14 protein-coding genes are annotated in these 14287 nt (G+C 63.2%); 13 read left to right on the forward strand and 1 reads right to left on the reverse strand.

Annotated features, from left to right (window positions below):
* Positions 1 to 53 precede the first annotated feature (53 nt).
* The 7 genes from E3T39_RS12775 (at position 54) to leuA (ending at position 8316) form a co-directional block, all read left to right on the forward strand.
* Positions 54 to 413, forward strand: a complete 360-nt coding sequence (locus tag E3T39_RS12775) for a hypothetical protein (RefSeq protein WP_134515934.1) — start codon at positions 54 to 56, stop codon at positions 411 to 413.
* A gap of 58 nt (positions 414 to 471) precedes the next feature.
* Positions 472 to 819, forward strand: a complete 348-nt coding sequence (locus E3T39_RS12780; RefSeq protein ID WP_134515936.1) for a GntR family transcriptional regulator — start codon at positions 472 to 474, stop codon at positions 817 to 819.
* 2 nt (positions 820 to 821) lie between these two features.
* Positions 822 to 1796, forward strand: coding sequence for a hypothetical protein (locus tag E3T39_RS12785; RefSeq protein WP_134515938.1), 975 nt, complete (start codon positions 822 to 824; stop codon positions 1794 to 1796).
* A 94-nt stretch (positions 1797 to 1890) separates the two neighbouring features.
* Positions 1891 to 2367 (forward strand): DUF2975 domain-containing protein, encoded by a 477-nt coding sequence (locus E3T39_RS12790; RefSeq protein WP_134515940.1) that lies wholly within the window; start codon positions 1891 to 1893, stop codon positions 2365 to 2367.
* Positions 2367 to 2615, forward strand: a complete 249-nt coding sequence (locus E3T39_RS12795; RefSeq protein ID WP_134515941.1) for a helix-turn-helix domain-containing protein — start codon at positions 2367 to 2369, stop codon at positions 2613 to 2615. Before E3T39_RS12790 ends, E3T39_RS12795 begins: the two co-directional genes overlap by 1 nt.
* A 38-nt stretch (positions 2616 to 2653) precedes the next feature.
* Positions 2654 to 6397, forward strand: a complete 3744-nt coding sequence (locus E3T39_RS12800) for an SCO7613 C-terminal domain-containing membrane protein (RefSeq protein ID WP_134515943.1) — start codon at positions 2654 to 2656, stop codon at positions 6395 to 6397.
* A 152-nt stretch (positions 6398 to 6549) separates the two neighbouring features.
* Positions 6550 to 8316, forward strand: coding sequence for a 2-isopropylmalate synthase (gene leuA, locus E3T39_RS12805; protein ID WP_134515945.1), 1767 nt, complete (start codon positions 6550 to 6552; stop codon positions 8314 to 8316).
* A 97-nt stretch (positions 8317 to 8413) separates the two neighbouring features.
* Here leuA and E3T39_RS12810 read toward each other — a convergent pair whose 3' ends face one another.
* Entirely contained in the window at positions 8414 to 9091 is a 678-nt protein-coding gene (locus E3T39_RS12810; RefSeq protein ID WP_198416135.1) for a hypothetical protein, read from the reverse strand.
* A gap of 168 nt (positions 9092 to 9259) precedes the next feature.
* Between E3T39_RS12810 and recO the strand changes: the two genes are divergently transcribed.
* The 6 genes from recO (at position 9260) to E3T39_RS12835 (ending at position 14271) form a co-directional block, all read left to right on the forward strand.
* On the forward strand, positions 9260 to 10000 hold the full coding sequence (gene recO, locus E3T39_RS12815; protein WP_134515947.1) for a DNA repair protein RecO: 741 nt from the start codon (positions 9260 to 9262) through the stop codon (positions 9998 to 10000).
* Positions 9997 to 10830 (forward strand): isoprenyl transferase, encoded by an 834-nt coding sequence (locus E3T39_RS12820; RefSeq protein ID WP_241979700.1) that lies wholly within the window; start codon positions 9997 to 9999, stop codon positions 10828 to 10830. The genes recO and E3T39_RS12820 overlap by 4 nt, the downstream gene beginning before the upstream one ends.
* Positions 10831 to 10890: 60 nt before the next feature.
* Positions 10891 to 11580, forward strand: coding sequence for a DsbA family oxidoreductase (locus tag E3T39_RS12825; RefSeq protein WP_134515949.1), 690 nt, complete (start codon positions 10891 to 10893; stop codon positions 11578 to 11580).
* Positions 11577 to 11717, forward strand: a complete 141-nt coding sequence (locus E3T39_RS16185) for a hypothetical protein (protein ID WP_166784130.1) — start codon at positions 11577 to 11579, stop codon at positions 11715 to 11717. The genes E3T39_RS12825 and E3T39_RS16185 overlap by 4 nt, the downstream gene beginning before the upstream one ends.
* Positions 11718 to 11849: 132 nt before the next feature.
* Entirely contained in the window at positions 11850 to 13028 is a 1179-nt protein-coding gene (gene dusB, locus E3T39_RS12830; protein ID WP_134515951.1) for a tRNA dihydrouridine synthase DusB, read from the forward strand.
* Complete coding sequence (locus E3T39_RS12835; RefSeq protein ID WP_134515953.1) at positions 13021 to 14271, forward strand: deoxyguanosinetriphosphate triphosphohydrolase; 1251 nt, start codon at positions 13021 to 13023, stop codon at positions 14269 to 14271. Before dusB ends, E3T39_RS12835 begins: the two co-directional genes overlap by 8 nt.
* The last annotated feature ends 16 nt before the right edge of the window (positions 14272 to 14287 follow it).

A 14287-nucleotide genomic window follows, 5' to 3' on the forward strand; every position in this document is an offset into this window, starting at 1 on the left:
GTTGTTCATGATTCAACCCAACACCCGACCACCGACATTCCCGAGGAAAAATCATGCTTATAAGCGCTAAATCGCCAAAACCCACCAAAAAATACCCAAAAAAATGTTTCCTCTGGCATATCGATCGTCGACCAGGGCTGCTCTTTCTCGAGTTCTTTCTCGGCATCTCAATCTTTCTTCCGCCAAAGTTCCGGCTCGTGCTGCTTTCTCTCGGCATAACCTTTCACTTGGGAATCGCGATCACGATGGGGCTCGTGAGCTTCGCGTTCGCTATGTGGGCGGCACTTCTTTTGTCGCTCTGGCCCAGTGGCAATTTGATCGGACTCATCACAGCGTTGATCCGCCTGCGGCTGAACAAGCGACTCGCGGCGCGGCCTAACTTCGTTCTTGCGAGCGACGAACCGGGGCGGTAGATGTCGGTCTCTGTCGCATTCTGGATAGGAGATGCATTGTTATAGTAACATTGCAGGCATGTTGGTCCGCATTGATCATGGCTCAGAGGTTCCCCTCGGCAAGCAAATAGCCGTCCAAATTCGTTCGGGGATTGCCGAGGGCAGTGTGCAAATCGGTGAGCGACTACCACCAGCGCGCGAATTGGCGCAGGCATTGGGGGTCAATATGCACACGGTCTTGCGAGCCTACGGTCGACTCCGTGAAGAAGGAATCGTCGAGATGCGGCAAGGGCGTGGCGCCTGGGTTCGAGCTCGGACGTCACCGGAACACGCACACCTGACTCGGCTGGCTGAAAAAATCCTGGCCGAAGCATATGAATTGGGTCTGACTCGTGCAGACGTGATCCGTCTAATGGAAAGGATTTAATCATGGCTGCAACACTCGGGGGCGTGCGCAGGGTTCGCACCGTCACAGCAGGGGTCCTCACCCTGATGCCATTTGTCGCCATCGTTGCGACATGGCTATTGTGGCGCGGCAGCCTGCCGGAGGCTCTTCCCACCCAGTGGTCTGGCGACACAATTGCCACCACCCAACCGACGTTCGTTCTCCTTGGTATCACTGCCGTCACGGCAGTTGTTACCGGCGCATTTGGTCTCACCTCGGGCCTCACGCGCACAGCGCATTTCACGCCGCGTCTGCCTCTTCTCGTCACGGGGATCGTTGGAAGTCTCTGCTTCATCATGTGGACGACCAGTGCGGCGTTGGGCGCGGCAGCCGCATCGCAGCCGGTTCTGGAGAACTTGGGTGTTGTGATTTGGGGCGCGATCACTTTTGGGTTCTTGCCCGCCATAATTGCTGGCAAGCCAGCGCGGCCGGATGCGGAAGGGCAGCCTGACCCCCTGGTGTTGTCGCCGACACAGACCGCTGCCTGGAGCCACACAATGACTGTGCCTGCTTTCGCTTGGACCGCCGTGGGGATTTTTGCTGTAGGTACCGTTTCGTTGTGGGTCCCGCTGGCCTCACCGAACCCAGGTGTGGCAATTGTCAGCTCTGCCGTTGTTCTGGCTGTGGTCGTGCTCCTCATGGTGGCCATGAGTAGGGTCAGAATCACAGCAGACGGCCGCGGCCTTCGCATGCGCTCTCAGCTTCTTCCTTTTGTCGCAAAGTCCATTCGACTATCGCAAATTAAAAAGGTCCGTACGGAAGCTGTCAATCCAGGTGCATGGGGAGGGTGGGGCTACCGAGTCCTGCCAGGCCGCTCGGCGGTAGTGCTCCGGGCGGGCGAGGGCGTCGTGCTCACGCTCAATAACGGCAAAGAGTTCGCCGTCACGGTCGATGATTCCTCGAATCTTGCCTCCGTCCTGGGCGGACTGTCGGCGACACCCGTTGAAGAAAATGAGTAGCTAGCTTATCGAGTAATCACCCCTTTTCCGAGTTCGGAATAATGTGTGTATATTGTTTATCGATAGATTTACACCGATAATCGATAGGATTAGCATGCATCGCACGGCGATCATCACCTTGAAAACACTCATCCTCGCGCTGATCGCGTTGCTTTTAGCGTGCCAGGTCTTCGTGATTCCCGCGGTCGCGCAGCAGATGGTCGAAAAGTCCCCGCAGCTGGGCTATCTCCAGGTACCCGGGATCGTGGTCACCGTCGGGTTCCTGCTCTGCGTGCAGGTCGCACTCGCCTGCGTCTGGCGGCTGCTCTCGTTGGTGCGGGCATCCATCATTTTTAGAGAAAACGCGTTCAGGTACGTCAACATCATCCTCGGCATAGTCGCCCTGGCGACCCTCCTCATCCTCGGATCGTTTATCACCCTGGCCGTTGCTGGTGTTGCCTCACCTTCGGTCATCATGCTGTGCTCGCTCGGAATAGTCGTCGGTTCGGGCCTTGCCTTGATGATCGTTGTGATGCGAGGGCTCTTGCGCAAGGCCTCGCAACTCGAACGCGACCTCGCGGAAGTGGTCTGATGCCCATCGTGATCAACCTCGACGTCGAACTCGCCAAGAAGAAGATGTCGGTCGCCGACTTCGCTGCCGCGATCGACATCACCCCGGCGAATGTGTCCGTGCTTAAGAACGGGCGGGCAAAGGCCGTGCGATTCTCAACCCTGGACGCGATCTGCCGCGTGCTCGAATGCCAGCCCGGTGACATCTTCAGGTGGGTGCCGAACGATGACGCGGATTTTGCCGCACAAGCCACGGTGACGGGCGCATGAGCATGCAGCCAATGTTGCAACCGTGGAACGATGTTGCGATGAGCCACCTTCTCGACCGGAGGTCGTGCCCGGTCTGCGGGGTCGCCGCGCTGCCCGATGAACACTGCCGCAACTGCGGTGCCGCGCTCGTGGGCATTCTGGCTGCCCAACTCTGGGAAGCCTCCGAGGCAGCAGCCGAGGCGCTCGTTGCTCGACAGGAAGCACTCGTCCGGGTGTCGCGCCCGTCTACAAGAACCGAGGTCGAAGCCGGCGCCGGGCCTGTGCCGCCGAAATCGGCATCGACAGTTGCACCGAGGCCAAAGCGGATGCGCGGGCGCCCCGACATAAGCGCAAGTGCGGCGACCACAGCTGCTGCGCGGTCAAGCGCGACCGTTCAGTCGGTGTTGGCTGTTGCGGGCGCTGGATTGTTTGCGGTCTCCGCGGTCGTCTTCACCTTCTTCAACCCCGACCTCACCGATCACACCCTGCGCAGCGTGATCGTCGGGCTGATCACCATCCTCTTTCTTAGCGGCGCCTGGCTTCTGGCCCGCCACCAGTTGCAATTGTCGGCGGAGGCAGTAGGTTGCCTCGGGATGGTCTTCATTGCCCTCGACGTCTTTGCTGTCTCGCAACTGTCGCAGCCCGGGGCCGGCCCCTGGGTGCTCGCCGCCACCGGAACAATCGTCAGCTGCGGCGTCATGGTCTTCGCCTCGACGCGCGCGCGCATTCGCGGCTGGCTGTGGATCTCGCTCGCGGGTCTCACTGTCGCTCCCGCGATGCTGGGCTACGCGGGGGGAACCACACTGTCGGCGACCCTGGGGCACCTTGGAGTGGCGTTCGTCGCGCTCGGGCTGATCGGGACGACACCCGCTCTCGCGCACCGGTTTGATGGGCGCCTCCGGCCGGAGCGGATGACACTTGCGACGATTCAGATCGTCGCGGCCGGCATCGTGCTTGCCCAGATAGGGTTCATCGAGTTCACCACCACGACCCAGTACTGGCTGACGATCACCGCAGTGTTGGCCGCCGTCGCAGCGCTCGCCCTACTTGCGACCCGGCAGATCGCCCGGACCTTCTGGAGCGCCACCACCGGCGCTACCGCGATGGCCGCCGCTGTCAGCTTCCCGTTCGCACTCGACCTCTGGGCCAACGGTGCGGGCGTGTGGTACTTGACCGTCGCCCCGGCAGCGGGGGCCGCCGCACTGCTCGTGTTTCAGGCACTTGCCCCGAGAGCGCGTGCCCTCGGGCGGCGAGCCTTCCTGGGGGGTGCATTTGCGTTGGCCGGTGTGAGCGTGCTCTCGCCTGTTTTCCTAGCTGTGCTCATCGGGGCCGTAACGGTGCTCACTTCTGCCAGCGGCTCAGACAGCGGTGCGAGTGACGTACTGCCTCCGCATGGGGTTCTCGCTGTTGTGCTCGGCCTTGGCGCCATGTCCGGAGGGGTCGGCGCTTTCTCGGTACTAGCGCGGCGCCCGAGCGCAACGAGAACGGATGCCGCTTCCCCCAAGCTGGCAGCGTGGACCGGCTCGATTGCGATCTGGCTCGCCGCCCTCGCTGGGCTGGCCCTTGCTTGTCTGCCCGTCTTGCCCCTGGGGTCGCGAATCGCGATCGCCCTGAGCCTGGCCGTGACAACGAGCCTTGTGCTCGTTGCTGTTCCGCGCATCAGGGGCGCCTCCCTCAGGATGCGATTGCCACTCGTTTTGGGCACCCATTTCGCAGTGTTGCTGGCTACTGTTTGCTCCCTGGCCGACGGTACTGTGACCGTCTGGGCTGGCATCGCGATCATCGCGACCATCGCCGTCATCGCGAAAACTGTACCGACCAAGACGCGGTTTCTGCATGTCGGAGCGGGTTACGCCTACGCACTGTTCATCTTCGCGCTGGCACTGAACCAAGTGGGCGTCGGCACCATTGCGTTACTTTGCCTCACCACATCGCTCGGGTCGATCGGTGCGATCGCCGCAACCTTCCTTCGACGGGTGGCACCTCCGGCGTGGTACGCGATTCTGGTCGTGACGTCGGTGCCGTTCATGATTGGGGTTGTGCAGGTGCTCTTCGAGCGCAGCGGCTGGACGGCGCTCTCGACCACGCTCATCTTTTTGCTGGCGCTCACCCTCCTCAATACGCGGCGTGCGGGCCTAGGCATCGTGCTCCGCTTTATCGCTGCCAGCCTCCTCGTTCCGTCACTGGCCGTCGTGGTGATCTGCCTCGGCGCGCAGGTGCTCCTCGGCAGCGCGTCTCCGGTGACCCTGCCGGTGATCGCCGCTCTTGTCGCCATCGTTCTCCCCAGCACCGGCTTGATCGGCCGGGTGCTGGGCAGGCGGGGGATTGGGACTCGAGATGCGACGGCTGCCCGAATCGCGATTGAAGCCTCCACACTGCTCACCGCAGCGATCGCTGTCGTGCTGGCGCTCGTGCGCGTGGCCGCAGGATTACCGACCACCTTCATCGTGCTGGTCGTCCTCGGGCTCGGCGCCGCAGCCACGGCCTTCTGGGGAAGACGTCGCTACGGGTGGTGGGTCGCCGCCGCCTCATTCACCGGCGCGCTGTGGTGCCTCTGGGCCCTGGCCGGAATCAGCGTGCTCGAACCATACTTGCTTCCACCGAGCCTGGCCGCCGTGATCATCGGAATGATCCTCGCCGCACGCGGTTTTCGCACCGTATCGCTCTACGCGACGGGCCTGGTCGTGGCCGTCGCACCGGTCCTGGTGGTTCTGGCGGTGTCCGGCACGGCAGCTGCCGCGTTGTCCCCGTGGCGTGGCTACAGCCTCGTCGCCGCGGGCTGGCTCCTACTTGGTCTCGGCGTGTTGCTCGGTCGCGGCTCTACGGCGCGTGGCGAATTACTCCGCGTCCTGCAGATACCGACCCTCGGTGTCGCGATAGCCGCCGGGGTGGCCGGTGCGATCCAGGGTGTGAGATTCGGCCTCGGCACCGACGCGATCACCACCGGAGGGGTACCACTCGTTCTGATCTGCTTCGGAATCGGCCTGGCGGGCGCGCTGCCGGCTGCCCTTGGGGCGCGCGCCATCCGCTCGATTGTGTCGGAGGACTCATCGCTCGCCCGCACTCGCTGGTTGTATGCGCCCTCCGCCGTCTACGTCGCCGTCGCCACCTGGACGGCGATCGAGCGCGATTGGTTCACGATCTGGGCAATGTGGGCACTCATGCTCGGGTACCTCGTCGTCATGATCGTCATCGCCTGGCGGCTGCGCACCCACCCAACGAGCCTGCCACCAGCGTGGTTCATCTTTGCCCTCGCTTTCGTCACGTCAATCGTGGCGTGGAGTCCCCGAGATCTGCGTGTCGAGTGGTTCTCCTTGCCCCTGGGCATCTTCCTGATTGGGGCTGGCGCCGTGATCCTCGGGGGTACGCGAGGGCATGCCGCGCGCGTGCATTCAGATAGTGGCCGCCGGCGTGACGGCACCGTCAACAGCTGGCCGGCAGGTTGGATCGGCTCGTGGCCCGTGCTCGCCCCGGGGATCGTGACCCTGCTGTTGGCGTCGGTCCTGGCCACCTTTACCGACCCACAGACCTGGCGGGCGATTCTCGTGATCATCATCGCGCTCGTCTGTATCTTGATCGGGTCGAGTCTCAAGCTCGCAGCGCCGTTTCTAGTCGGCATTGTCGTGCTTCCCCTCGAGAACGTTCTCGTGTTCCTGGTGCAGATCGGCCGGGGGATAGAGTCGATGCCGTGGTGGATCACCCTGGCTGTCGTCGGTGCCGTGCTGCTGATTATCGCCGTCACCTATGAGCGACGAGCAGGTGAGGACAATAGCATCACTGATCGGTTGCGAGATTTGCGCTAGAGCACGTGGTCGCAACCGTGCCAAACGGTGCTAGCCTAAAAAACGTGTTGAACGGTGCGCTCCTCCTTAGCTGCCGCGACGAGTCCTAATCTAAAGGCCTCCCTCGTCGCGGCGTTTGTCGTTGGCTGTACGACACCACGAGGAACAGGATCATGAAGAACAACCAGACCGCATCCACCCTGCCGATCCACCGCTATCGCCCGTACCACGAGCAGTTCGCCGTCGAACTGACCGATCGTACCTGGCCGAGCAAACACATCACGGTTGCCCCGCGCTGGTGCGCGGTCGACCTGCGGGACGGCAACCAGTCGCTCATCGACCCGATGAGCCCCGAGCGCAAGCGCATCATGTTCGACCTGCTCGTGCGCATGGGCTACAAGGAGATCGAGGTGGGCTTCCCCTCGGCGAGCCAGACCGACTTCGACTTCGTACGCAGCCTCATCGACGACAACGCCATTCCCGACGACGTCACCATCCAGGTGCTCACCCAGGCGCGAGAACACCTGATCAAACGCACCTATGAGTCCATCACCGGTGCCAAGCAGGCTATCGTGCACTTCTACAACTCCACCAGTATTTTGCAGCGCGAGGTTGTTTTTCGCGAACAGAAGCAGGGCATCGTCGACTTGGCCCTGTTCGGGGCTCGTCTGTGCAAGCAGATGGAAGCGACCATTCCGGGCACGACCATCTACTACGAGTACTCCCCGGAGAGCTTCACCGGCACCGAGCTGGACTTCGCCGTGGACATCACCAATCAGGTCGTCGAGATCCTCGCGCCTACCGCGGACCGCAAGGTCATCGTCAATCTGCCGGCCACCGTTGAGATGGCCACCCCCAACGTGTACGCCGACTCCATCGAGTGGATGAGCCGTCATCTGACCCAGCGCGAGAACATCCTCATCTCGCTGCACCCGCACAATGACCGCGGCACCGCCATCGCTGCCGCCGAACTCGGCTACCTGGCCGGCGCCGACCGCATCGAAGGCTGCCTGTTCGGCAATGGAGAGCGCACCGGAAACGTCGACCTCGTCGCCCTTGGCATCAACCTGTTCACCCAGGGCATCGACCCACAGATCGACTTCAGCAACATCGACGAGATCAAACGTACGGCCGAGTACTGCAACCAGCTGCCGGTACCGGAGCGCAACCCGTGGGCCGGCGACCTGGTCTTCACCGCCTTTAGCGGATCGCACCAGGACGCCATTAAAAAGGGCTTCGAAGCGATGGATGCCGACGCGGCCAAGCAGGGCTGCACCGTCAACGACCTGGTCTGGGCCGTTCCCTATCTGCCGATCGACCCGAAGGATCTCGGACGCAGTTACGAAGCCGTGATCCGGGTCAACTCGCAGTCCGGCAAAGGCGGCGTCGCTTATCTGCTCAAGACCGACCACGCCCTCGATCTGCCCCGTAAATTGCAGATCGAATTCTCCGGTGTCGTGCAGGCCAAAACCGACGCCGAGGGCGGCGAGGTGACGAGCGAGCAGATCTGGGACATCTTCAACGACGAGTACTTGCCGGCGACGATCAAGAGCCCCGAAGCCAAGTGGGGCAGGTTCGAGCTGCACTCCACCCGCACGTCGAGCGACCTGTCCGGCACGGTTGACCTGGCGGTCGAACTGCGCGACGGCGACACGGTGACGCCCGTGACAGGTTCCGGCAACGGCCCGATCAACGCGTTTTTGGGGGTAATGGCCGAGCGCGGCATCGCCATCACGCTGTACGACTACGTGGAGCACGCTCTCTCGGCCGGCGGCGACGCGCAGGCGGCCGCCTACGTCGAACTCGACGTGAACGGCAAGCGCTACTGGGGCGTCGGCATCGACGCGGACATATCTACAGCCTCGCTCAAGTCGGTTGTCTCCGCCGTCAACCGCGGCATCCGTGCCGAGGTCGGCGACCTGGAGCTGGCCGCCGTCTGACACCGCAGCATCCGTTTTCGCTAAGACGAAAGCCCAGTCCCGTCAGGCGAGTCTGGGCTTTCGTTGCACCATCCAGGTGCGGTCGGTGAGCCGGTGATCAGGCCAGCGCAGGCAAATACACCGTTCGGTTCAGGTGGCGCGTTCCCAGCAGCACTCTGCAATCGTTGATCGCGTGATCGAGCAGGGCATACAACCGGGCGTCCGGGTCGCTGATACAGGCTTCTCCGATACCCTGCACGGCGACGCGAATGATCGTGTCGGCGGTACGCGGTGTGAACTTGGTGTGCGACCACGAATGCACACTGCCGATGAAGCCGCGCGCCCAGCGCTCGGCATCGGGCGCTTCATCGAGGGCGGCCCGAATGAGGGGGCGCACCCGCTCGGCCAGCGCCGGATCAAGAATGGATGCCGTGCGCTCGCAGGTAAGCACGCCCACCGCGAGCGCGCGCTGGCGTTCCAGGCTGGCCACAGGAAGCGCTTCGCAGCTGGCCCGCAGCGCGATCACGACTTCGATCCGCTTGTCGGAACCGGTCAGGCCGATAACCGACGGAATCAGCAGTGCGAGCCGCGACCTGGCGTCGTCTGAACTGCAATCGTTGACCATTCGAGCCAGTGAGGCGAGCTCCGGGTGGGTGCATGTGGGGTGGTCGCTCCAAGACTCGCCAGCGAGGTAGGAGGCGAATTCCATGAAGCAGCCCCCGCTTTTGGGAGTGCGGTGTTTGCCACGCGAGAGCACGGGCATAATGTCGGGCAGACTGCCCTGGACTGGTTTCATGAAAACCTCCATACCACGGGGACTATGTGCCCTTAAGTCTCCCCCCGTCCGGTGCGAAAGACCAGAGCCAGCAGCGACTAGTGACAAAAAATCAGTCAAGCGCGGCAGTCGTTCTGCGGGTACCCGCGCCGTGGCCGCACTCCCAGCGGCAGAGTGGGATAATTATCTGTGCCTGTCTACCGAGATGAAGCCGTCGTGCTGCGCACCCACAAGCTGGGTGAAGCCGACCGGATCGTCACCATGCTCACGCGGCAACACGGCAAGGTGCGCGCAGTCGCCAAGGGTGTGCGGCGAACCGGCTCCAAATTCGGAGCCAGGCTTGAGCCGTTCATGGTCGCCGACGTGCAGCTCTATGAGGGCCGCAGCCTCGATATCATCACCCAGGCGGAGTCGCTCGGCTCATACGGCGCCCTGATCACCGCCGATTACGGCAGCTACACTGCCGCAAGCGTGATGGTTGAGACCGCCGACAAACTCACCGAATCCGAGGGGTCGCTGCAGCAATACCTGCTGCTCGTCGGCGCGCTGCGATCACTGTCCCGACAGGAACACGGTTCCCACCTCACCCTCAACTCCTACCTGCTGCGTGCCGTGTCAATGGCTGGTTGGGCGCCGAGCTTTCAGGACTGCGCCCGGTGCGGCGCGCTCGGCGAGCTCAGCGCGGGCGGTCAACACAGCGCCATGGTCGTGCAGATGGGCGGCATTGTGTGCGACGAGTGCGCCGCACCCGGATCGCCCCGGCTCGATGCGGCAACCATCGATCTGCTCAGTGCGCTACTGACCGGCGATTGGGTGCACGCCGCCGAGTCGCCCGAACGCACCCAGAGCCAGGCGGCTGGCGTCGTCGCCGCCTACACCCAGTGGCACCTGGGCCGCGGGCTTCGCTCGCTGGAACACATCGCTCGATGATGGCGAGTCTGTTCGGTCTGAAAGGTTCGGCGCACGCGCCGTTTACCCACCGCGACGCCGCTCCGTTCAAACCGCTCGACTGGACCGGCCTGTACCCGCCCGAACTACCCCGCAAGGTTGTGCCGGAACATGTTGCCGTGGTCATGGACGGCAACGGACGTTGGGCCAACGGGCAGGGCCTGACCCGAATTGAGGGCCACAAGGCCGGCGAGGCCGCTCTGCTCGACGTCGTCGCTGGTGCCATCCAGATTGGCGTCAAACAGCTCAGTGTGTACGCCTTCTCCACCGAAAACTGGAAGCGTTCGCCCGAGGAGGTGCGTTTTCTCATGGGCTTCAACCGTGACGTGCTGCACCGCCGCCGCGATCAACTCAACGAGTGGGGCGTGCGCATCAAGTGGGCCGGGCGCAAACCGAAGCTGTGGGCATCCGTTATCAACGAACTACAGTTCGCCGAGCGGCTCACCGCCGGCAACGATGTTCTCACCCTCACCATGTGCGTGAACTACGGCGGTCGCACCGAAATAACGGATGCCGTGCGCGCGCTAGCCGAGGACGTCGCCGCCGGCAGGCTGAAGCCGTCTGGTATCACCGAGAAGGCCATCGCCAGGCAGTTGTACGTGCCAGAGCTGCCCGACGTCGACCTGTTCGTGCGCAGTTCGGGGGAGCAGCGCACGAGCAACTTTCTGCTTTGGCAGAGCGCCTACGCGGAGATGGTCTTTCTCGACACGCTGTGGCCGGATTTCACCCGGGTCGACCTCTGGCACGCGATTGAGCTCTACGCTTCACGCAACAGGCGCTATGGCGGCGCCGTCGACACTCCAACGGCCTGAACACCGCCGGCTAATATTCCGAACGGGAATACACAGAGACTGGCCCCCGTTGTGACGAAGGTGACTGATACGAATACGACCGCAAGCCCAAGTTCTGACCCCATTAAGGTTGACATCTGGTCCGACGTGCAGTGCCCCTGGTGCTACATCGGTAAACGCAAGTTCGAGGCCGGCGCAGCCCAATTCAGCGGTGCCATCGAGGTGGAATATCACAGCTTCGAACTCTCGCCCGACACTCCGGTCGACTACGCCGGCACACCGTCTGAGTATCTGAGCGAGGCAAAGGGCATGTCGCCCGCGCAGGTCGCCGAGATGCTCGAGCGTGTCACCGGCATTGCCGAGAGCGTGGGCCTGCACTACGACTACGATTCGGTGCACCAGACCAATACGGTTATCTCCCACGAGTTGCTGCACTATGCCAAGGCCCACGGTCGCCAAATCGACATGAAGGAGCGTCTGCTCAAGGCCTACTTCATCGATGGGCGCCATGTTGGCCGTATCGAGGATCTAGCCGATCTGGCCGCGGAAATCGGCCTTGATCGTGCAGACGTTGTGCGGGCGCTGACCGCGCACGACTTTCTGGCTGACGTCAAGGCAGATGTCGCGCTGGCCAATGAATACGGGATCCAGGGAGTTCCATTCTTCGTCATTGATGGCAAGTACGGCATCTCCGGCGCGCAGGATCCTGCTACTTTTACTCAGGCTCTCAACCAGATACTCACCGAAAGATCAGAGGAGAAAATCGCATGAGCGACACCAACACCACCATCGTCCCGCCGGTGTACACCGATGCAGCCGGTCGACCCACGATCCAACTCATCGGACAAACCGACGCGTCAACCGACGAGGCCGCCGGTTCCTGCTGCGGTGGCGGCTGCTGCAGCTGATCTAAATCCATCTCACCCAGGCGCAGCGGTCAAACGGTCCATTCCTTGCGGCAGCTGCGCTTTTGTGCGCCGTCCGGCCTGCCGCCGCGGCCGATTCGCGGATCCTTCGCTTTCTGGGAGAATTGACCCAACATGACTTTACGCACCCCCACAATCGGTGAGCCGGCGCCGCCAGCACGTGAACCGCTGAGAATAGGCCCGCTCACGCTCGATGTGCCCGTGGTGCTCGCGCCGATGGCCGGCATTACGAACACGGCCTTCCGTCGCCTCTGCCGCGAATACGGTGCCGGACTGTTCGTCAGCGAGATGATCACCTCCCGCGCACTCGTGGAGCGCAATGCCGAGACGATGCGGCTGATCACCCACCATGAGAGCGAAACCACCCGCTCCATTCAGCTGTACGGCGTTGACCCGAAAACCGTGTCCGAGGCCGTGACCATGCTCGTCGCGGAGGACCGTGCCGATCACATCGACCTCAATTTCGGCTGCCCGGTACCCAAGGTCACCCGCAAGGGCGGGGGAGCGGCGCTGCCCTGGAAGATCGGCCTGTTCCGCCAGATTGTCGAAGCCGCCGTCACGGCGGCCGGCCCGATTCCCCTCACCGTGAAAATGCGCAAGGGCATCGACGCCGACCATCTCACCTATATCGAGGCCGGCAAAGCCGCCGCCGGAGCCGGCGTATCATCCATCGCCCTGCACGGGCGCACGGCAGCCGAGTTCTATTCCGGCGAGGCCGACTGGTCGGCCATCGAAAAGCTCAAGAATGCCATCAGCGACGTGCCGGTGCTCGGCAACGGCGATATCTGGTCAGCCGATGACGCCCTGCGCATGGTTCGTGAGACCGGATGCGACGGCGTCGTTGTCGGGCGCGGGTGCCTGGGCCGTCCGTGGCTGTTCGGCGACCTCGCTGCGGCGTTCCGCGGCAAGGAGCTCAAAGCCGAACCCGGCCTCGGCCAGGTCATCAACGCTTTCCGCCGCCATGCCGAACTGCTCACCGAATACTTCGACAGCGAAGACCGCGCCTGCCGCGACATTCGCAAGCACGTTGCCTGGTATTTCAAGGGCTACCCGGTGGGCGGCGACCTGCGAGCGAGTCTCGCCATGGTGCAATCCCTCGCGCAGCTCGACGACCTGCTCGGTACCCTCGACGCCTCGTTGCCCTACCCGGGCGCCGACGTCGAGGGTCCGCGCGGTCGCGCGGGAACACCGAAGAAGCCCTCGCTGCCCGAGCACTGGCTCGAGTCGCAGGATCTCGTCGGTGCGCAACGAATAAATCTGACCGAGGGCGAAGGGGACACCAGCGGTGGCTAACAAAACGGGATACAGCGAGACTGACGAGGCGCGTTGGCTTCCCGAGGAACATTATTCGCGGCGCAGCGACTTCGCCCGCGACCGGGCACGCCTGCTGCACTCGAGCGCCCTGCGTCGCCTCGCGGCCAAGACGCAGGTGCTCAGTCCAACGGCGGGGCTCGACTTCGCTCGAAACCGGCTAACCCACTCGCTCGAGGTTGCTCAGGTCGGGCGGGAGATTGCGTCGCGCCTCAACGTCGACCCCGACATCGTCGATACGGCCTGCCTGGCGCACGACATCGGGCATCCGCCCTTTGGGCACAACGGCGAGAAGGCACTCAGCCTCTGGTCTGAAGATATCGGCGGGTTCGAGGGCAACGCCCAGACCCTGCGTCTGCTCACGCGGCTGGAACCCAAGGTGTTCGGTCCCGATGGTCACAGCTACGGGCTGAACCTCACCCGGGCCAGCCTCGACGCGAGCTGCAAATACCCCTGGCCCGAGGGCTCGTCGGTCTTCGACCCGAGCGGGCGCGCCAAGTTCGGGTTTTACCAGGATGACATCGCCGCCTTCGAATGGCTGCGCGACGGAGCGCCCGACCGCCGGCTCTGCATCGAAGCGCAGGTGATGGATCTCTCCGACGACATCGCATACAGCGTGCACGATTTTGAAGACGCAATCGTCAACGGTTACGTCGACGTGGCCGCCCTGAGCAGCCGCACCAACCATGACGAACTCCTCGCCACCATGTCAGAGTGGATCGGCGACGCGACCAGCGCCGACGACCTCGCGACCGCATTTAACCGCCTCGACTCTCTCGATGGCTGGATGGATTCCTGGACCGCCGGGCGCCGCGACCAGGGTCACCTCAAGAACCTCACGAGCCAGCTCATCGGCCGCTTCAGCGGTGCAGCGGTGCACGCCACCAAGGAAGCGTATCCGGGCGCGAATATGCTGCGCTTCGGGGCCAACGTGATCGTGCCCCGCGAGATCCAGGCCGAAATCGCGGTGCTCAAAGGCATCGTGGCGGCCTTTGTGATGACCCGCAACACCCGCAAGCCCATCTACGTGCAGCAGCGGCAGGTGCTCACTCTGCTGGCTGAAACGCTGCACCAGTCTGGCGACGAACACCTCGACCCTGGTTTTCGCGAAGACTGGCATGCTGCCGCCGATGATGCCGCCCGAAAGCGCGTTATCGTCGACCAGGTCGCGAGCCTCACCGACCAGTCGGCCCTGGCCTGGTTCGAGCGCCTGGTGCAGGGCTAAAACTCCCTCTCTCTGT

Origin of the sequence: Cryobacterium suzukii (genome assembly GCF_004403185.1) — a bacterium.
GTDB lineage: Bacteria > Actinomycetota > Actinomycetes > Actinomycetales > Microbacteriaceae > Cryobacterium > Cryobacterium suzukii.